Origin of the sequence: Brevundimonas sp. (assembly GCF_003248455.1) — a bacterium.
Classification (GTDB): domain Bacteria; phylum Pseudomonadota; class Alphaproteobacteria; order Caulobacterales; family Caulobacteraceae; genus Brevundimonas.
Map to the genome: position 1 here is coordinate 1 of NZ_QFNM01000050.1, position 18907 is coordinate 18907.

Sequence of the window (18907 nt, forward strand, 5' to 3'; positions counted from 1 at the left end):
AATCGAGCTGGAAGACGCCTTCGAGAACATGGGCGCCCAGATGATCCGCGAAGTCGCTTCGAAGACGAACGACAAGGCGGGCGACGGCACCACCACCGCCACCGTCCTGGCCCAGGCCATCGTGCAAGAGGGCCTGAAGGCCGTCGCCGCCGGCATGAACCCGATGGATCTGAAGCGCGGCATCGACAAGGCCGTCGGCCTGGTCATCGAAGAGATCAAGACCAACTCCAAGCCGGTCTCCAACAATTCGGAAATCGCCCAGGTCGGCACCATCTCTGCCAACGGCGACTCTGAAATCGGCGAGCTGATCGCCCAGGCGATGGCCAAGGTCGGCAACGAAGGCGTCATCACCGTCGAGGAAGCCAAGACCGCCGACACCACCGTCGACGTCGTCGAGGGCATGCAGTTCGACCGCGGCTACCTGTCGCCCTACTTCATCACCAACGCCGACAAGATGGAGGCCGTTCTCGAAGAGCCGCTGATCCTGCTGTTCGAGAAGAAGCTGACCAGCCTGCAAGCCATGCTTCCGATCCTGGAAGCCGTGGTGCAGTCGGGCCGTCCGCTGCTGATCATCGCCGAGGACATCGAAGGCGAAGCCCTGGCGACCCTGGTCGTCAACAAGCTGCGCGGCGGCCTGCGCGTCGCCGCCGTCAAGGCTCCGGGCTTCGGCGATCGCCGCAAGGCCATGCTGGAAGACATCGCCATCCTGACGGGCGGCCAGGTCATCTCCGAAGACCTGGGCATCAAGCTGGAGAGCGTCACGCTCGACATGCTCGGCAAGGCCAAGAAGGTCTCGATCACCAAGGACGACACCACCATCGTCGAAGGCGTCGGCGGCAAGGAAGAGATCGAAGCCCGCGTGGCCCAGATCAAGCGCCAGATCGAAGACACCACCTCCGACTACGACAAGGAAAAGCTTCAGGAACGTCTGGCCAAGCTGGCCGGCGGCGTCGCCGTCCTGCGCGTCGGCGGCTCGACCGAAGTCGAAGTGAAGGAAAAGAAGGACCGCGTCGACGACTGTTGAAGGCCTCCAAGATTCTGGCCGACGTCAAGGGCGACAACGCCGACCAGAACGCCGGCGTCGCCATCGTCCGTCGCGCCCTGCAGGCTCCGATCCGTCAGATCGCCGAAAACTCCGGCGTCGAAGGCTCGATCGTGGTCGGCAAGGTTCTGGAAAACAACGAAGCCTCGTTCGGCTTCAACGCCCAGACCGAAGAGTATGGCGACCTGGTGCAGATGGGCGTGATCGACCCGGCCAAGGTCGTCCGCACGGCCCTGCAAGACGCCGCTTCGGTGGCCGGCATCCTGATCACCACGGAAGCCGCCGTCGCCGACGCCCCCAAGAAGGCCTCGGCCGGCGCCGGCGCCCCCGACATGGGCGGCATGGGCGGCATGGGCGGCATGGACTTCTAAGTCCAAGTCCTCCGACGCCGAAACGCAGAAGGGCGGGGTCGCAAGACCTCGCCCTTTTCTTTGCACGCCATCCCGGCGAAGCGGGGATGAGACGGTGTCTCAGAACTCCGAGATCGCGCCCGGCGGCCGAGAGCGGGTCTTCAGCCACATGACGCCCAGGAGGTCCGAGACCGACGCCCGCAGGCGGCCCCAGTTGGTGTATTTCGAGCGGCCGGTCTCGCGGTGGCGATGGTCCACGTTCAGATACTGGTTGCGATAGCCCTCGCGGATCATCAGGGCCGGCAGGTAGCGGTGGATGTGATCGAAATAGGGCAGGCGCAGGAAGACGTCGCGGCGAAAGGCCTTGAGCCCGCAGCCGGTGTCGTCCGCGTCGTCGCCCAGCAGGCGGCGGCGGATGCGGTTGGCCCAGATCGAGGCCTGGCGCTTGGCCTGACTGTCCTGGCGCTTGGCGCGGCGGCCGCCGACCAGGCCCACGTCGGCGGGGGCGGCGAGCAGGGCGTCGACGAGGCGGGGCGCGTCGGCCGGCGGATTCTGGCCGTCGCCGTCCATGGTGACGACGATCGGGGCGCGGGCGGCCAGGACGCCGGTGCGAACGGCCCGGCTCTGTCCCGCATTGGCCCCGTGCGACAGGACGCGCAGGGTTGGAAGGTCCGTCATCGCGGCCTTCAACTCGGCCAGGGTCGTATCCTTCGACGCATCGTCCACGAAGATCATCTCGTAGGACCGTCCCGCGAAGGCGGCGGCGATCTCGCGCGCAAGGGGCACGGCGGCGCCCGCCTCGTCATGGACGGGAACGACGACGGAGATTTCGGGCGTTTCGACGGTCATCGCCGCTCCATAGACGAGATCGAACGCTTAGGGGAGACGGCTGACGGCGGCGCGGTCGCCGTGTAAAGAGTCTTGAATGAAGACTTTTGATCTGGATAGCCGCATCGCCGGCTGGCGCGGCCCGGTTCTCGCGGCCCTGCTGACGCTGATCGCCGGCCTGCCCGGGCTGTTGCTGCTGCCGCCGCTGGACCGCGACGAGAGCCGCTTCGCACAGGCGACGTCCCAGATGCTGGAAAGCGGCGACTATGTCGACATCCGCTATCAGGACGAGCCGCGCTGGAAGAAGCCTGTCGGCATCTATTGGATGCAGGCGGCGGCCGTGGCCCTGACCTCGGATGTCGAGGATCGCGAGATCGCGCCCTATCGCATCCCCTCCCTGCTGGGGGCCATGCTGGCGGCCTGGGCCGTGGCCTGGGCCGGGGCGGCCCTGCTGGGAAGCCGCGTCGGCTTCTTCGGCGGGGCGATCATGGGGGCGACCTTCCTCCTGTCCACCGAGGCGGGCATCGCCAAGACCGACGCCATGCTGTGCGGGGCGACGACCCTGGCCATGGCGGCGCTGGCGCGCATCTATATGGCGACGCGGGCGGGCGAGAGGCCCGAACGCCTGCACAAATTTCTGTTCTGGGCGGGCCTGGGCCTGTCGATCCTGATCAAGGGGCCGATCGGTTTCCTGATCGTGGCCCTGACCGTCGTCGCCCTGTCGATCTGGGATCGGAACGTCAGATGGCTGTATCGCCTCGGCTGGGGCTGGGGCCTGCCGCTGGTCGCCCTGATGGTCGGCCCGTGGGCCATAGCCATCACCATCGCGACCGACGGAGGCTTCTGGCGCGAGGCCATCGGCGGCGACCTGGCGCCCAAGATCGCCGGCGCCCACGAAAGCCATTCGGGGTTCCCGGGCATGTATGTGCTGCTGGCGCCGCTGCTGTTCTTTCCCTCGACCCTGCTGTTGCCCGCCGCCGTCTCGACCGGCTGGAGCCGGCGGGCCGAGCCGGCGATACGTTTCCTGGTCTGCTGGTTGGTTCCCGGCTGGCTGATGTTCGAACTGGCCCCCACCAAGCTGTGGCACTACACCCTGCCGACGTTCGGGGCGCTGGCCCTGCTGGCCGCCGCCGCCCTGGCCCGGCCGATCGGCAAGGCGTCGCGCATCTCCGGGGCCGTGCTGGCGGTGTTCGCCGCGGTGCTGGTGATCGGCGTGACCATCTATGGATTGACGGCCTATGGCACCTCGACGGCCCAGACCTGGGCGGCGTTGACGGTGGTCATGACGCTGGCGACCGGGGCGGGGGGCGCCTTCCTGCTGCTGAACCGCGCCCCGGTCGCGGCGCTGGTCGCCTCGCTGGCTTTCGGGATCACGGCCCATGCGGCCCTGGCGGGGACCATCCGGCAGCTGCGTCCCCTGGCCGTCGCGCCCCAGTTGGAAAGGACGCTGGAGGCCGCCGACCTGCACCCGCGCCAGGGCCGCACGCCGGGCCCGGTGGCCATCACCGGCTATCATGAGCCTAGCTTCGTCTTCCTGACCGGGCGCGAAACCGAATTGACGGACGCCCAAGGCGCCGCCGAGGCCCTGGCCGACGGGCGGCCCGCCATCGTAGAGGCGCGCGACGCCGACGCCTTCCGCGCCGCCGCCGCCCGCCTGGGGGTGTCCGGCCGGGCGGTCGGGGTGGTCGACGGCTACAACTATTCCGCCGGCGACGAGGTCAGCCTGACGGTCTATGCGCCGCCGCCCAGAAACGGGACCGCAAACGTGGACGGGGCGTCCTGATGGGCCGGTTCATCCAGGTGGTCGAGGTCGGACCGCGCGATGGTCTGCAGAACGAAAAGACCGTGCTGGACCCCGCCGTCCGCGCCGACCTGGTGCGGCGGCTGGAGGCGGCGGGCGCCAAACGCATCGAGGCCGTCTCTTTCGTCCACCCCCGATACGTGCCGCAGATGGCCGGGGCCGAAGACGTCATGGCCGCCCTGCCGCATCGGCCGGGGCGCAGCCGCATCGGCCTGGTCCTGAACGGAAAGGGTTATGACCGGGCGCTGGCGGCCGGCGTGGACGAGGTCAATGTCTCGGTTTCCGTCACGAACGGCTTCGGGCTGAAGAACCAGGGGCTGGCGGTCAAGGATCAGCTGGCCATGCTGGGCGGCATCGTCGCGCGGCGGGACGATGCTGAGGCGATCGAGGGCGCGCCCTCGCTGTCGGCCATGATCTCCTGCGTCTGGGGCTGTCCGTTCGACGGCGAGGTCTCGGCGGATCAGGTCGCCGACATGGTCGGCGCGATCGCGCAGATGGGCGTCCACGAGATCGGCCTGGCGGACACCATCGGCGCCGGCGATCCCTGGGCGGTGACGACGAAGGTCGAGGCGGCGCGAGCCGCAGCGCCGAATGCGACCCTGCGCCTGCATTTCCACGACACCCGCAACACCGGCCTGGCCAACGCCTATGCGGCGATCGAGGCGGGGATCGACGTGCTGGACGCCTCGGTCGGCGGTATCGGCGGCTGTCCGTTCGCGCCGGGCGCCACCGGAAACATCGCCACCGAGGACCTGGTCTATATGCTGGAGCGGGGCGGATATTCGACCGGCTACGACCTGGACGCGCTGATCGGGACGGCGCGCTGGATCGGCCAGGCCATCGACCGGCCGGCGCCATCGGCGCTCAGCCGCGCGGGCGGCTTCCCCAGGCGCTGACGCCCCGCTCGCAGACGCGCCCCTGTGGCGGCGTGTCGCAAACGGCGCTATTCATGATGAAGGAACGACGCGGCCCCGGGGCGGCCGGCGCAAAGGACCGACCATGTTGATCGCCATTCCGCTGCTGCTGATACCGGCGGTCCTCTACAATATCGTGGTGCTGTTCGGCGGATCGGGCGACGGCGGCGTGACCCAGGCGGACGTTTTGCTGCGCGATCCCCTGTTCGCCGTCACCATGACCTCGGGCGCGCAGTGGACCATCGGTTCGGGCGACCTGATCCTGTTCCTGGGCCTGATCCTGCTGTTCTTCGAACTGCTGAAATCGACCTCCAGCCAGCGGGTGGCCATCGTCAATCACGCCCTGTCGATGATCCTGTTCATCGGCGTGCTGATCGAGTTCCTTCTGCTGCCCGGCTTCGCGACCTCGACCTTCTTCCTGATCGTGACCATGATCCTGCTGGACGTGCTGGCGGGCTTCATCGTCACCATCGTTTCCTCGCGCAAGGACTTGGATTTCGGCGGGGCGTGAGCGCCTGAAAACCGGCCCAAGGGGTCGATGGAACCCTAAAAGCACCGGCTTCAAGCAGCGCGAGGCGCGGCGGGCCTACGAAAAAGCCGTGAAGATCAGGGCGACGACGGCGACGTCGAACATCTTGGCGGCGAGGCTCAGGGCGGCGGGCATGGGCGGGTCCGTATCGAGGCGTCAGGCCCCCGGTCCAGCAAACCCCGTGCCGCCCCTCAGATGTCGGTCTTGGCCGTCTTGCCTGCGGCCGGGCGGCGTTCGGCCGCGCCGGAGTATTCGGCTCCCAGATAGGCGGAGCGGGCCGCGTCCAGCACGGGCGGGCCGCCGCGCAGGCCGCGCTTGTGGCCGCCCTGACCCATCTGCTGGGCGACGAAGGCGGCCGCTCCTGGTTCGGCGGCCGGTTGCACGGCAGCTCTTGCCGGGCGGGTCTGAGCCTCGGCTTCCGTCTCGGGCGCGTCCAGGGCGACCAGCTCGCGCGACGGCGGGCGGGCGCGGCGCTCGCGCTCGCGGCGTTCGCCCTCGCGCCGGTCGATGCGTTCGGGTCCGCCGATGGGCGCGATAGGGTCGGTCATTCGGGTTTGGCCCCCGCCAGCCTGTCGATCTGGCGGCGCATCTCGTCCATCTGACGACGCATTTCGTCCAGGGCGTCGGGCGCATGTCCCGCAGGTTCGGGCGGCGTCGCCGGTCCGACCTTGCTTTCGGCAGGTTCAGCCCGCGCATAGCCGAAGCCGGGGAACATCTGCATGGCGCGTTCGAACATGGCGATGTTGGCGCGCGCGGCGTCCTCCATCAGCGTCGCGCCGGCGGCCGTTCCGAAGGCGCGGCTCATCTGGCTGGCAAACTGTTCCTGCTGGCGGCCGAAATTGGCCAGGGACATCTCCAGATAGGAAGGCAGAACCCCCTGCATCTGGCCGCCGTAGAAGCCGATCAGCTGGCGCAGGAACTGGACCGGCAGCAGGGCCTCGCCCCGGCTTTCCTCCTCGAAGATGATCTGGGTCAGGATCTGGCGGGTCAGGTCGTCGTTGGTCTTTCCAGCGTCACATAGGCGCTGGTCCGCGTATTGTAGAGGCGCCGGTTCGCATACTTCTTGATGACGACCGCATCGGCCTCGCTCTTGTTTCCGCCCTTGTTTTTTTCGTCAGCCACGCTTGTTCTCGCGATGTTGCAACGCATCACTATCCCCCCTTGCGCGGCGAAGCGCCAGAGGGGGCGACGATCCGCCGTGGGCGCCGCCGCCGTTCAGTGGGTCAGGGCGGGCGCCAGGACCACGCCCACCAGCACGGCGGTCCAGTGGACGGTCGCGCCGGTGACGACGAACCCATGCCAGATCGCTCGGCGGAATCGGATCTTGGGGCTGATGAAGACGAAGACCCCGGCGGTGTAGATCAGCCCGCCGATCACCAGCAGGGCCAGGGCGACGGGATGCACCGTCTCGACCATCGGCTTCAGGGCCGCGACCGCCAGCCAGCCGAACACGACATAGACCCCGCTCCAGAACCGATCGGAGATGCGCGGCGCGAACAGCTTCACTCCAGCGCCCGCGAAGGCCAGGGTCCAGATCAGGGTGGTGAAGCCCACGGCCCACAGGCCCTCGAACCGCTGGGTCGTGAAGGGGGTGTAGCTGCCGGCGATCATCAGGAAGATGGCCGCTTCGTCCAGCCGCCGCAGCACCGGCCGCGCCGCGCAGGGATTGGTCCAGTTGTAGATGGTCGAGGCCGTCAGCATCCCCACCAGGCACAGGGCGTAGATGGCGGTCGCCAGGACGCCGCCGATGCCGGTGTAGACGCCCGCCAGTCCCGCCAGGATGATGCCGCCGACCGCCGCCAGCATCAGGCCCACGACATGGACCCACAGGTCCGCCAGCTTCTCGGCCCGGGTCGGATAATGGTCGATCATGTCCAGTTCGTCCGGGGTGCAGACGTGGGTGATCAGACGTTTCAACGTGCGCAGCATGGCCAATCCAATTCCAGACCGCCCTTATCGTTCCGCCACAATGCGCCGACAGGGTGACGAATGGCTGAATCCGACCGGGCGCATGTCGTCGCAGGTGACGGAGGCCTCGCGATGCGGCAGAACGGCCAAGCATCTTTATTCCGCATAGAGTGAAATCCATGACCGAGGTCGTCATCGTCTCCGCCGCCCGCACGCCCGTCGGCGCCTTCATGGGCGGACTGTCCTCCTTGCCGGCGTCGAAGCTGGGCGAGATCGCCATCAAGGCGGCGCTGGAGCGGGCCGGCGTCTCGGGCGAGGCGGTGGACGAGGTGATCCTGGGTCATGTGCTTCAGGCCGCCGCGGGTCAGGGGCCGGCGCGCCAGGCGGCCATCGGCGCGGGCGTCAGAAAGGAGGCCGCCGCCTGGAGCCTGAACCAGATCTGCGGCTCGGGCCTGCGCGCCGTGGCCATCGGCGCCCAGCAGATCGCCCTGGGCGACGCCAGGATCGTCGTCGCGGGCGGACAGGAAAGCATGAGCCAGGCGCCGCACGCCCAACAGCTGCGCAACGGCCACAAGATGGGCGACGTGGCCTTCGTGGACACCATGATCAATGACGGTCTGTGGGACGCCTTCAACGGCTATCACATGGGCCAGACCGCCGAGAACATCGCCGAAAAATGGGCGATCAGCCGCGAGGCCCAGGACCAGTTCGCCCTGGCCAGCCAGCACAAGGCCGAAGCCGCCCAGACCGCCGGCAAGTTCGCCGAGGAGATCGTCCCCGTCGTCATTCCCGGCAAGAAGGCGGACGTCACGGTCGATCAGGACGAATACATCCGCCACGGCGCGACCTTGGAGGCCATGCAGAAGTTGCGTCCGGCCTTCGCCAAGGGCGGGTCGGTCACGGCGGCCAACGCCTCGGGCCTGAACGACGGCGCCGCCGCCCTGGTGCTGATGAGCGCGGACGAGGCCAAGGCGCGCGGGCTGGAGCCGCTGGCGCGCATCGCCTCCTACGCCACCGCCGGCGTCGATCCGTCGATCATGGGCACGGGGCCGATCCCGGCCTCGAAAAAGGCGCTGGAGAAGGCGGGCTGGAGCGTCTCCGACCTCGACCTGGTCGAATCCAACGAAGCTTTCGCCGCCCAGAGCCTGTGCGTGGTCAAGGAACTGGGCCTGGACCCGGCCAAAGTCAACGTCAACGGCGGCGCCATCGCCATCGGCCACCCCATCGGCGCTTCGGGCGCTCGCATCCTGACCACCCTGCTGTTCGAGATGAAGCGCTCGGGCGCCAGGAAGGGCCTCGCGACCCTGTGCATCGGCGGCGGCATGGGCGTGGCCCTGTGCGTCGAGCGGGGGTGATGTTCTGAGCCCTTCTCCCGTTGGGATAAGGCCATATCTCTAAATATCTAGAATCACACAGTATTTTTTGCTATAATGTTGCTACACGTTGTATGCACGTCACGGCAGATCAATGACTTAGCGCCGCGATGTGCACGAAATCTGCACGACGATCGAGGCTGTCATGGCGTTTGTCACGGACAAGGAAGAACTGAAACCCGGCCTGGTCATCTTCCGGCGCGGCGACTTGCAGACCCGGGATTGGTACTGCCGCGTCAGGCTGCCGAAGGCGACGCGCTACAAGACCATAGCCCTGAAAACGCCAGATATCACGACGGCGCGAACTCTGGCCTATGATCACGAGAGCGAAGTCCGCTTTGCGCTGAAACGCAATCTGCCGGTGTTCAACCGCCCGTTCTCCGCCGTGGCTAAGGATTACATCGCGGAACAGAAACTGCGCGCGCAGCGCGGCGAGATCACGATGGGCCGGGTCAAGCTGATCGAGTCCGTCGTGAAGAACCAGCTTAACCCCTATGTCGGCAAGACCCAGATCGACCTGATCGCTCTGGACCGTTGGCAGAACTATCCGTCCTGGCGGCGGTCACTGGGTCAGGGACGGATGACCCGCCACGGCAATGTGCGTCCGATGACAGAGGCCGAGCGCGATGCCGCCAAGACCCTCGCCGACGCCAAGGCGAAGCAGAAAGCGCGCACGGTCGGCAACCAGACGACGGAGACACCGGCGCCAGAGAATACGGAGTGGATCATCGTCAGCGACGCGACGATCCGTTTCGAGATGAAGATCTACCGCGCCATCATCAATGACGCCGTTTCAAAACAGGAGGCCCCGCCTCATCACCGTATCGAAGGGATGCCGTCGCTCGAGAAGCAGCGCCGGGATGCGTTCTCGCTGGAAGAATATCGCAGGCTTCACACCCACGCCCGCACCAAATGGGTCGATGCTGCCGAGACCAAAACCGCCCGCTGGTATCGGGCCATGGTTTATCAATTCGTCCTCATCATGTGCAACACGGGCATGCGGCCTTCCGAGGCGCGCAACCTCCGTTGGCGCGACGTGATGGAGGCGACCGACAAGAACGGCCAGCCGGTCACCGTGTTATCCGTGCGAGGCAAGGGCAAGTCCCGCCAACTTGTCGCGCCGAGCGGAAACGTCGGCAAATACCTCGACCGTATCCGCGCCATAGCGGTGAGCACGGCGCCCGAGGCTCCTGTGTTCAGCAGTGCGACCGGCACGACGGAACGCACGCTCTACAAATCTTTCATCGCCGACCTTCTGAAAGACGCCAATCTGCGCGTCGGGCCCTCCGGCATTCTGCGCTCGACTTATTCGTTCCGGCACACCTATGCCACCATCCGCCTGACCGAAGGTGTCAGCGAACTGCTGCTGGCCGAGCAGATGGGAACGTCAGTGCAGATGATCCAGGAGCACTACGGCCATGTGGACACCATCAAACACGCCGACCTCGTTCTTCAAGGCATGAGCGACTGGGAGCCGAGGGAGCTGGCGACACCGACAGACGACAAGCAAACCGTTAGGGTCAAACGGAACGCGCGTGCGAAGATCAACACCGAGCCGCGCAAGCCTCATTAATGTCCCGGCCTTCGCCGCCGAGGATCACGCGCCGAGTTCGGTGCGCCGCTGTGGCGAAGGGCTGGTCTGCGTCTCTGCCATACGTCCGATGCGCAGCCTGCGTCCTTGATCGGCCGTCTGGCTAAGCAGGCCGGTGGAGCAAGCCGCGTCGAGTTCGATGCGGCCCGCGGGCCTGCGTCTTCCGCCGCTATGCTCCCGCGCGCCGTGGCGCTCTTGGTGGGGGCTAAGCAAGGCTTTATACGTTGGGGATCGGCGATGTCGCGAATAGCCACTCTGACTCCGAGCGGACCCTTAAGGGTCTGCTTTCCGGCAGGCCTTGGGTGCCCACGCTTGCGGATGGGCAACTTCGAGCGAACAATACAACATTTGCGGGAAGCCGCAGGGCGTCGAGACGGTTCTGATCAAGTGCACCCGATCCTATCGCAGCTGGCGTTAGCCTCATGTCGGTCGACAGCTCAGCGAAAGCCCACTTCCTGGTAATACGGGAATAACCGCTGGCGCATCGAGGCGGCTGGTGTGGCCGAAAGGATCGCTGCGGTCGCCTTAATCGTCGTCCTCAAGGACATTCTCCTCGACCTCTGGGGCTTCTCCAGCCTGCAGGCTGGTCGGCCGCTGTCGGCTTAAGCCTGCGGTGTGCAGGGTCGCCCGGTTGCGGAGCCAAGCGTCATTGACCAAGTCCTGCCACTGGATGACTTCGATCTGACCGCGGTAGCGGCCCTTGAGGCTCCGGAGACGTCCTTGACCGTTCGCTGTGGTGTCCCAGCTTGAGAGCTGTTGCTCTAGATCGCCGACGATGTCGGCGACTATATAGCAGTGAAAGACGCAGTCATCAGCGACGCGAACCCGGGAGCGCCCGAAGGACTCGATTTCTCCGTCCTTCAACTGCGCCAGATAGCGGGTGATCTGCTGTTCAATCTGGTCCTCCGCCTTCCCATAAGTCTTGCGTCCCGGCTTCTTGAACTCGACGACCATCACCGTCCGAAGAGGCTCGAAGGTATCGACGGCGTCTTCTTGCGCGGGGTGCGTAACGCCTAGGCCATAGGCCAGATCCCACACTAGAAGGTCGGGCCGATCCGATGATCCACCTTGCGCGAGAACGGCGTCGAGACGCTTGTCTGACGAGAAAGCGCGCGTGAACGCCAGCCTCTCGTCCACAATCCAGAGATCATGTGCGCGACTCTTAGGTTCTGCGGGATCGTCGCCGCGGACGCCCATAGGGCAGATGAAGGAATGAAGCGTCCGCTCCAAATGGTAATCGTCTTCCTTCCCCTCTCTGGCCCGAATGCGGGTGATCAGTTTCTCTAAAAGTTCAAGCGCGAGTTTGCGGCGCACGACGTGCTGCGCCAACGCTAGTTGCTCAGAAGCCTGTATTTCGCGAGCCGCAGTTGCAACCGATGCATCGAAGTGGATCGGCGTCTCTCCCAGGTCGAGGGAGTCGATCAAATTCTGGAGTGTAATCTGCCGGCTCTCCTCCCGCCGGATTTGATACTTGATCAGGCCCGACGCGAAGTCCTCAGCGCTAGCCGCATGAAACGGTACCCGGCCGAGTTGGGTCGCATCGTCGTCGAAACCGAAGGTCGGGTATCGTTCAACGAAGCTTTCGTAGCGCTTCTTACGCTTGGCGACATATGCCTTGACCTGATCGGGCAGCATACGGTCTCGCACCACGTCCATGCAGGCGCGACTGATTTCCTTGAGCGTGCGCTCAGGCAGATTGAACGCCGTGCGCCCTTCGTTGACGCGCAGATCAAGGTATTCGCCGGACACGCAGCCATGAAAGACAAGGTCGGTTTCGTCGCCGCGCGAGAGAGTTTCAATTCCGAGCAGATTGTCGACCTTTCGGGTCTCGACGGTGCGGCTATTGGCCAAGAGATGGAGCTGATGGCGGCCTTCAAGGCCGGTGCTGGCTTCGGCGCGACAGGTGAACCCTGTGATCTTCAGCGCGCCGAAGACCTCATGCTTGAACTCGGCGTCGATGGGCCGCCCGACGGTTAAGTCCGACACGGCTTGAGGATAGGTTGTCGGCTCGCCATCCAAGTCAATCAGGATCGAGGGCCCCGATCCCATAAGAAAATCGGCGATGAAGTGTGCGCTGAAGTAGCGGAGAAAGGTGTCTCGGCGCTTTGGAAACGCGTCGGCGTACTCCTTGGTGCGCAGACCGCTGAAACGAATGCAGGTGCCCCGTTGGGCCCTCTCGGGTGCGGGTTCGTCCTCGATCCGAGAGACCACCTGCTCAGCGTTATTCAGTACAAAATCGAATTGACGAACCGATATGGAGTCGCCCGACGCGTAGGTACTCTCGAGCGAAATCTCGGAGAAGGCGTCGAGCCAGAAGAGACGGCCGACACCCTTGCCACCCTTGGCGCGCTTATAGTCGGTGTCGATCTCGCAGAAGGCCTCGTAGCGTTCCTTGTCTAGCCCCACACCGTCGTCCGCCACCAGGATTGAAATCCGATCCGGATCCGAGAGGTTGGTCACCGCGATCCGAACGCTGCCCCCGGCCACGTCATCACCGAAGCGGTCTTCGATCGCGAACATGGCGTTGCTCACTGCCTCGAAAAGAGGCTGCAATCCTTGGGTCGCGTTTGAGGGTTTCGGCAGCTTTCGAACGCGATTTTCGATATTTGGCGTCAGGGCGGGCAAGGCGGCTCCAGTCTTCGCCGATCAAGGTGCGAGTGGTTGTTCCTAACCCGAACGCCGCGAAAAGTACGGCTTCTAAGGCGTGGTGGTCTTGGCGATAGGAAGGCAGCGGCGACGGCGGTCAAGCGATGCTCGGTTCGTGGCCAAAGATCAAATAGACCGTTGGGTGTTCAACAGGCGGTCTCAAGCATCGAAGAAGCTGCACGGCATGTCAGGTCCGAGGTAGGCCAGCGGGTGAGTCGGCCCGAGCACATACTCCGGCCACTCGGCAGCGATCGCGTCGGCGGCGGTCGCCGCAATGTAGGGACCACGCCTGACGTTGTTTCGCGCCGCTTCAAGCCAGTCCTCTACGATCTCGATGACCACCGCCGAACCGAGGACCGCCGGAATCGTCAGGCGGAAGGCCTCGCCTGTGCCAAGTGCGATGTGGACGAGACGTTCGTGGTTCGCTTTCGTCCGCTCCAGTAAGCTGCGATAGTCGAAAATGCGTCGGTCACCCCCCATGAAGACCACGTCGTAGAGTCGCCCCGTCGCGCCGTCGACGGCCTCGGAGTCTTGTGCCCAAGGGCGACGTAGAAGGTTGACTACGACGTTGACGACCTCCGACTTGTCGACAAATCCGATCCTCGCCCACTGCCCCGGCTCGATCTCGCCCCATGGCAGCGGGTCATATCCGATGAAATGTCGAGTGACCTTGTCGCGGTCCGGCGGCAAGATGGGCAGAAGGTCGTTGTAGCTGGTGCAGAACGTCCAGAATCCGCGATCGAGGTCACGCAGGAACTGCAGAAGGCGAGAGTGATCGTCAGGGTGCCCCGCGCGAAAGTGAGCGATGCGGTGGCGTATCTGTTCGATTTCCTTAAGTTTGGTGTCCCAGAGCGGCTTCGGCGGCAGGTAAATGGCGAAGCACTCCCAGTGTGCGTCGATCAGACCCGCAAGCTGCCCGAGGGACGCATAACTGAGCGCGTTCATCTCCGGCGTCGGCATGTGTTTGAGGAATTTGTCCGCCTCGAACGATCGCGGGTTCGTTTTGAGCGACGCACGCCAGTCATCCCCAAGCAAAGCCCGCAACTCGACATAAATTATTGACCGCAGCCAAGTCTCGAATTGCCAAAGGCGCGCGTAAATCCGCAGTGCGCGTTCGGGAACGTCGCGAGCTTCTTCGATCAGAGTGGGTGGGGCTTGAGTCATGGTGCCTTTAATGTCTGTGAGTGCGGGCGAGCGGAGCTAGCTCTGGGGGGTTCATATTTGACGCTTACCGCTCAGGCCGCGCGTAGGTCGACCCCAACGGTTGGACGGGTCGGCTCGGCGATGGCCGACGCCATTCTCATCGCATGTGCGCCGCTGAGGCACACATGGCTCGACGGGACCCTCGCGAACGGCGAGACGTTTGCCTTCGGCCTTGGCTCGAAGCCGCTGCCAGACCCCACTGGGCGTCGAGCCTGACGATCTGCCTGACCTGCTTCATATCCCTCATGCTGGCTGCGCGACCGGCAGGGAAGAAGCGGTCATGGGGGAGCCGGGCGAGTCAATCGGCGGCGTTTGGCGCCGCCCTAGATCAGATCAGGAGTACCGTCTCGACCAGGCGGGGCCCTACTGCTGAAAAGGCGCTCCCCGCCGCTGTTCGGCCCGTCAATCTTCTCAGGATGCGTTCCGCTTGCGATTCAGCCCATAAGGGCGACGGAGCGGCGAGATCCGCGAGAAATGGAGGGCGCTCGTGCCGACACTGGAATTCAAGGGCAAGCCCTTTGTCTATTCCCACCATCTGGCCGTGCCGTTTCGCGAACTCAGAGTGGTCGCGGACAAAAGCGCGCCCGGTCCCGCCGGGCCGGCGCTGGACGACAGTCTCGTCATCCATGGCGACAACCTGCATGCCCTGAAGGCCTTGCTGCCGCGGTATGCGGGGAAAGTCGACGTGATTTATATCGATCCGCCCTACAACACCGGCAAGGACGACTGGCGCTACAACGACCGGGTCGACTCGCCCCTGATGAACAGTTGGCTGGGGTCGCTGGTCAACAAGGAGGATATGGAGCGCCACGACAAATGGCTCTGCATGATGTGGCCGCGCCTGCACCTGCTATATGACCTACTGTCTCCCTCGGGCGTGCTGTTCGTCAGCATCGACGACAATGAGGCGGGCCCGCTCAAGGCGCTCCTCGGCGAGATTTTCGGCGAGGACAACTGGCTCGGGACGATCGTTTGGAAGAACGCGACCGACAACAATCCCACGCGGATCGCGATCGAGCACGAGTACGTTCACGTCTGGGCGCGCAGCAAGGAGGAGAGCGCGTCGGTCTGGAAGGCGCCGTTGTCGGACGTCAAGGACGTCATGCTCGCCAAGGGCGAGGAGCTCCTAGCGACCTTTAAGGGCGACGCCGACCTCTCGGCCGCCTATCGCGTCTGGCACAAGTCGGTGAAGAGCCAGCTCGGCCCGCTGGCCGGTTATGAGATGATCGACCGCAAGGGAATCTATGCGGCCAGCCGGAGCGTGCACAACCCGGGCAAGCAGGGGTACGACTGGGAGCTCCTGAACCCCCTCACCCAGACCTACGTCCCCAAGCCGTTGATGGGTTACCGCTTCCCCGAGGAGACACGGGATCAACTCCTCGCCGAAGACCGGATCATTTTTTCGGACGATCCAGGACAGCTCATCCGGCTGAAAACCTATCTCGAGACCTATCAGGAGAAGATGCCGTCCGTTGTCGAGATCGACGGGCGTCGGGGGGCCAATGAGCTCCGTCAGCTTTCGGCCGGGATGTCCGATCTGAAATTCAAGAACCCCAAGACCTTCACCCTGATCGAATGGCTGCTCTCCTATGTGGCCAAGCCGGACGCCCTGGTGCTGGACTCCTTCGCCGGGTCGGGCACGACGGCCCATGCTGTCCTCTCCCTAAACAAGGCCGACGGCGGCGATCGGCGGTTCATCCTCGTCGAGGCGGGCGACTATGCCGATGGTTTGACCGCTGAGCGCGTTCGGCGGACAATCAAGGGTGTGCCGGCCGCGTCGGACGCAGCGATCCGTGAGGGCCTCGGGGGCTCGTTCTCCTACTGCGAGCTCGGCGAAGAAATGAATATCGAGCGCTTCTTCGCCGGCGAGGGAGCCGAGCCGGGCTGGAGCCGCCTGGCGGAGTACGTCGCCTACACGGCGACAGGCGCAACCCTGAGCGTAGGGGAAGAAGGGGCTGACGGATACGCCGGGGCCGTCGCCGGCTTCCGTCTTCACCTGATCTATCGGCCTGATCAAACCTGGATGCGATCCAACGCCGCCATGCTGGACATGGCGACGGCAGAGCGGATCGCGGCGGCCGCCGAAGGGAAGCCCGTGCTGATCTTCGCGGCAGGCAAGTTCGTCGCCCAGAAGACGCTGAGCGCCATGGGCGTGACCTTCTGCCAGCTCCCCTATGCGATCCATCGTATTCTCGGAGACGGGACCGAGACGGGGCCAGCCGGCGATGCAGCTTAAGCAGTACCAGCTCGACACCCTCGAGGCGCTCGACCGCTACGTTCAGGCGCTCGCACAGGCTCGCGTGGCGGAGGCGAACCAGCGCGCAGCGCTCGAAGCCCTAGACGATGCGACGCGTGCGCCGCTCCTCGCCGTTCTCCCGGACCCCCCGGTTGTCGCCTGGGCCGCGCTCCAGCAGGCCGGGCAGACCGCTTCGCCCGACCCCTGGCGTGATCTTCCGGATGGTCACGGGCGCCAGACGCCGCACGTCTGCCTCGAATTGCCTACGGGGTCGGGCAAGACGCTGATTGCGGGGCACGCAGTCGGCCGCATCCTGTCCGGGCTGAACGGGGCGTCAACGGGCTTCGTCCTCTGGCTCGTCCCCTCGGACGCCATCTACCAGCAGACCCGGGCCCAGCTCCGGGATCGCGGCCATCCCATTCGCCAGGCGCTGGAGATCGCCAGCGGCGGCCGGCTGAAGCTGCTCGAAAAGGGATCGGACTTCTCGCGGGCGGATGTCGAGGACGGCCTGACCGTCATGCTTCTGATGCTTCAGTCCGCGCGGCTCCCGCGTGAGAACTCCGAACAGAAGGCGCTCAAGGTCTTCCGCGAAAGCGGACGCTACGCCAGCTTCTATCCGGAGGGAGACGACCTGACCGCCGCCCAGGCGCTGAAGGCGCGCGTTCCGAACCTCGAGACGCATGACCTGCTCAGCGGAGAGCCGGGGGCGATTGTCCAGAGCCTTGGCAATACGCTCAAGCTCATTCGCCCGGTCATCGTGCTCGATGAGGGTCATACGGCCTACAGCGTCGAACGGCGGCGCCTGCTAGGGCAGTTCAACCCGCGCTTTCTGGTCGAGCTGACGGCCACGCCGGGCCGCGAGCTGTCCAACATCCTGGTGAAGATCGGCGGGCAGCGGCTCCGCGACGCCGAGATGATCAAGCTGCCGATCGAGCTTGTCGCCGACAACCAGGTGCCGTGGCAGGACACCCTGCAGGCCGCCTTGGAGCAACGCGCCCGGCTCGAACGGCTTGCGTTGGATCATGAGGCGACGAGCGGTCGGTACATCCGGCCCATCATGCTGGTCCGCGTCGAGGTCACCGGCCGGGAACAGAGGGACAAGGGCCGCATCCATACCGAGGACGCCGTCGACGCCCTCATCGGGATGGGGGTGCCGCCGGAGTGGATTCGCCGGCAGACCGCCATCGACAAGGAACTGGACGACCAGCTGCTGTCCAACACCAGCCCGGTGCGTATCATCATCACCCGGGACGCGCTGCGTGAAGGTTGGGACTGCCCCTTCGCCTATGTCCTGACGCTCCTGACCAAGTCGCGGGCAAAGACCGCGCTGACGCAGATGATTGGGCGGGTGCTGCGACAGCCAGGCGCAAGGCGGACCGGCGTTCCGGAACTCGACAGCGCCTGGGTGTTCTGCACCGACACGACGGTCAAGGACGCCGTCGAGGGGGTGCGCAACGGTCTGAGTGAGGAAGGCATGGCCGACCTGAGGCTGCAGGTGCGCAGCCAAGGACTGGCCGAGGCCGAGACGCGGACCGTGGGGCGGCGCCCACAGTGGGCCGGCAGCCGGGTTCTCGTGCCCACGGTGACTCATGCTGACGACAAGGGCGGTGTGCGCCTCCTGGATTTCGATCGGGATATCCTGGCCGAAGTCGACTGGTCCGCACTTCTATATGAGGGCGGCGCGGATCTGGTCCTCGACGAGCCCGGCGCGCGAAGGGCGCGTCGATCCGTCGACTATACGAACGGTCAGCTCGCGGCCGGGGCCGCGTCGCCCACCCAGCGCTTGGCGGGCGAGATCGATCGACCCGATTTGGCCCGACGCCTCTTGGGATTGGTCCCTAACCCGTGGGTGGCGATGACCTTCGTCGATCAGGCGATCGCAGCGCTTCGGGGGCGCGGCCTCGGCGACGTCGAGATCGGCCGCGGACGGCTGGATATTGTTTCGTCTATCCGCGTCGAGCTGGGCGGGAAGGTCGAAGCGGCGGCCCGCGCCATCTTCATGACGAAGTTGGACGCGGGCATAATTGCATTCCGATTGACAGGGTCTGCGGTCGACTGGGAAATGCCGCTGACGTTTGAAACGTCCTTCCGTCCTCGCGTCGACAGGTGGCTGACTGATGACCACGGGGACAAGGTCGGCCGGACGCTCTTCGTCGACGGCGTGAAGGACGGCGAGCTCAACGGGTTCGAAACCGACGTCGCCCTCTATCTCGACGGCAAGGACGCTCTCGCCTGGTGGTGGCGCCTAACCTCGCGAGGCGCCTGGGGCTTGCAGGGTTGGCGGCGCAACAGGATCTATCCGGACTTCCTTGTTCGCTTCGCCGGCGACGGCAGGAATCTCATGGTCCTCGAGACCAAGGGCAAGCAGCTCGACAACGACGACACCCTGACGTGCCCCTGAGTTTTCATCCAGCGGCGACCAGAGTCCTTGGGTTAGTTACGCCTCGCAGCGTGGGATGAGCAACAGGCCGGACCGCGCAGCTTTC

The 18907-nt window shown here is 65.3% G+C and carries 14 protein-coding genes and 1 pseudogene; 8 read left to right on the forward strand and 7 right to left on the reverse strand.

Annotated features, from left to right (window positions below; genetic code table 11):
• Positions 1-1413: pseudogene (locus tag DI624_RS14975) on the forward strand (chaperonin GroEL); the annotation flags it as partial.
• A gap of 99 nt (positions 1414-1512) precedes the next feature.
• Here DI624_RS14975 and DI624_RS14980 read toward each other — a convergent pair.
• Positions 1513-2241: a glycosyltransferase family 2 protein gene (locus DI624_RS14980; protein WP_291540084.1), complete on the reverse strand. Its 729-nt coding sequence runs from the start codon at positions 2239-2241 to the stop codon at positions 1513-1515.
• Positions 2242-2317: 76 nt separating this feature from the next.
• On the opposite strand from DI624_RS14980, the gene DI624_RS14985 reads away from it, so the two are divergent.
• From DI624_RS14985 to DI624_RS14995, 3 genes are all read left to right on the forward strand, one after another.
• Complete coding sequence (locus tag DI624_RS14985) at positions 2318-4003, forward strand: glycosyltransferase family 39 protein (RefSeq protein WP_291540085.1); 1686 nt, start codon at positions 2318-2320, stop codon at positions 4001-4003.
• Positions 4003-4917: a hydroxymethylglutaryl-CoA lyase gene (locus tag DI624_RS14990; protein WP_291540087.1), complete on the forward strand. Its 915-nt coding sequence runs from the start codon at positions 4003-4005 to the stop codon at positions 4915-4917. Before DI624_RS14985 ends, DI624_RS14990 begins: the two co-directional genes overlap by 1 nt.
• A 103-nt stretch (positions 4918-5020) precedes the next feature.
• The gene (locus DI624_RS14995; protein ID WP_291540089.1) at positions 5021-5446 is read left to right on the forward strand and encodes a hypothetical protein; all 426 of its coding nucleotides are present in this window, start codon (positions 5021-5023) and stop codon (positions 5444-5446) included.
• A 209-nt stretch (positions 5447-5655) separates the two neighbouring features.
• Here DI624_RS14995 and DI624_RS15000 read toward each other — a convergent pair whose 3' ends face one another.
• From DI624_RS15000 to DI624_RS15010, 4 genes are all read right to left on the reverse strand, one after another.
• Positions 5656-6012, reverse strand: a complete 357-nt coding sequence (locus DI624_RS15000) for a hypothetical protein (RefSeq protein ID WP_291540092.1) — start codon at positions 6010-6012, stop codon at positions 5656-5658.
• Complete coding sequence (locus DI624_RS16170) at positions 6009-6347, reverse strand: PHB accumulation regulatory domain-containing protein (RefSeq protein WP_367142135.1); 339 nt, start codon at positions 6345-6347, stop codon at positions 6009-6011. Before DI624_RS16170 ends, DI624_RS15000 begins: the two co-directional genes overlap by 4 nt.
• Positions 6348-6451: 104 nt before the next feature.
• Positions 6452-6586, reverse strand: coding sequence for a polyhydroxyalkanoate synthesis regulator DNA-binding domain-containing protein (locus tag DI624_RS16175; RefSeq protein WP_367142136.1), 135 nt, complete (start codon positions 6584-6586; stop codon positions 6452-6454).
• A gap of 93 nt (positions 6587-6679) precedes the next feature.
• A complete protein-coding gene (locus DI624_RS15010; protein WP_291540093.1) occupies positions 6680-7393 on the reverse strand; it encodes a hemolysin III family protein in 714 nt (237 codons plus the stop codon).
• Between the two features lie 158 nt (positions 7394-7551).
• On the opposite strand from DI624_RS15010, the gene DI624_RS15015 reads away from it, so the two are divergent.
• Both DI624_RS15015 and DI624_RS15020 read left to right on the forward strand, forming a co-directional pair.
• The gene (locus DI624_RS15015) at positions 7552-8727 is read left to right on the forward strand and encodes an acetyl-CoA C-acetyltransferase (protein WP_291540096.1); all 1176 of its coding nucleotides are present in this window, start codon (positions 7552-7554) and stop codon (positions 8725-8727) included.
• Between the two features lie 163 nt (positions 8728-8890).
• Complete coding sequence (locus DI624_RS15020; protein ID WP_291540098.1) at positions 8891-10318, forward strand: site-specific integrase; 1428 nt, start codon at positions 8891-8893, stop codon at positions 10316-10318.
• A 543-nt stretch (positions 10319-10861) separates the two neighbouring features.
• On the opposite strand, the gene DI624_RS15025 is transcribed toward DI624_RS15020, so the two are convergent.
• Together DI624_RS15025 and DI624_RS15030 are read right to left on the reverse strand one after the other, a co-directional pair.
• Positions 10862-12961 (reverse strand): ATP-binding protein, encoded by a 2100-nt coding sequence (locus tag DI624_RS15025; RefSeq protein ID WP_291540100.1) that lies wholly within the window; start codon positions 12959-12961, stop codon positions 10862-10864.
• 180 nt (positions 12962-13141) lie between these two features.
• Positions 13142-14146, reverse strand: coding sequence for a hypothetical protein (locus DI624_RS15030; RefSeq protein WP_183197375.1), 1005 nt, complete (start codon positions 14144-14146; stop codon positions 13142-13144).
• Positions 14147-14672: 526 nt separating this feature from the next.
• Here DI624_RS15030 and DI624_RS15035 point away from each other — a divergent pair.
• A complete protein-coding gene (locus DI624_RS15035; protein WP_291540103.1) occupies positions 14673-16421 on the forward strand; it encodes a site-specific DNA-methyltransferase in 1749 nt (582 codons plus the stop codon).
• Complete coding sequence (locus tag DI624_RS15040; RefSeq protein WP_291540105.1) at positions 16411-18822, forward strand: DEAD/DEAH box helicase family protein; 2412 nt, start codon at positions 16411-16413, stop codon at positions 18820-18822. Before DI624_RS15035 ends, DI624_RS15040 begins: the two co-directional genes overlap by 11 nt.
• Positions 18823-18907 lie beyond the last annotated feature (85 nt).

What these genes read in the sequence shown, in the direction of transcription:
- DI624_RS15030 (WP_183197375.1), bottom strand. Translation starts at nt 14,146, where the DNA reads ATGACTCAAGCCCCACCCACTCTGATCGAAGAAGCTCGCGACGTTCCC.
- DI624_RS14995 (WP_291540089.1), top strand. Translation starts at nt 5,021, where the DNA reads ATGTTGATCGCCATTCCGCTGCTGCTGATACCGGCGGTCCTCTACAAT.
- DI624_RS14985 (WP_291540085.1), top strand. Translation starts at nt 2,318, where the DNA reads ATGAAGACTTTTGATCTGGATAGCCGCATCGCCGGCTGGCGCGGCCCG.
- DI624_RS14990 (WP_291540087.1), top strand. Translation starts at nt 4,003, where the DNA reads ATGGGCCGGTTCATCCAGGTGGTCGAGGTCGGACCGCGCGATGGTCTG.
- DI624_RS15015 (WP_291540096.1), top strand. Translation starts at nt 7,552, where the DNA reads ATGACCGAGGTCGTCATCGTCTCCGCCGCCCGCACGCCCGTCGGCGCC.
- DI624_RS15040 (WP_291540105.1), top strand. Translation starts at nt 16,411, where the DNA reads ATGCAGCTTAAGCAGTACCAGCTCGACACCCTCGAGGCGCTCGACCGC.
- DI624_RS15000 (WP_291540092.1), bottom strand. Translation starts at nt 6,012, where the DNA reads ATGACCGACCCTATCGCGCCCATCGGCGGACCCGAACGCATCGACCGG.
- DI624_RS16170 (WP_367142135.1), bottom strand. Translation starts at nt 6,347, where the DNA reads ATGCAGGGGGTTCTGCCTTCCTATCTGGAGATGTCCCTGGCCAATTTC.
- DI624_RS14980 (WP_291540084.1), bottom strand. Translation starts at nt 2,241, where the DNA reads ATGACCGTCGAAACGCCCGAAATCTCCGTCGTCGTTCCCGTCCATGAC.
- DI624_RS15010 (WP_291540093.1), bottom strand. Translation starts at nt 7,393, where the DNA reads ATGCTGCGCACGTTGAAACGTCTGATCACCCACGTCTGCACCCCGGAC.
- DI624_RS15020 (WP_291540098.1), top strand. Translation starts at nt 8,891, where the DNA reads ATGGCGTTTGTCACGGACAAGGAAGAACTGAAACCCGGCCTGGTCATC.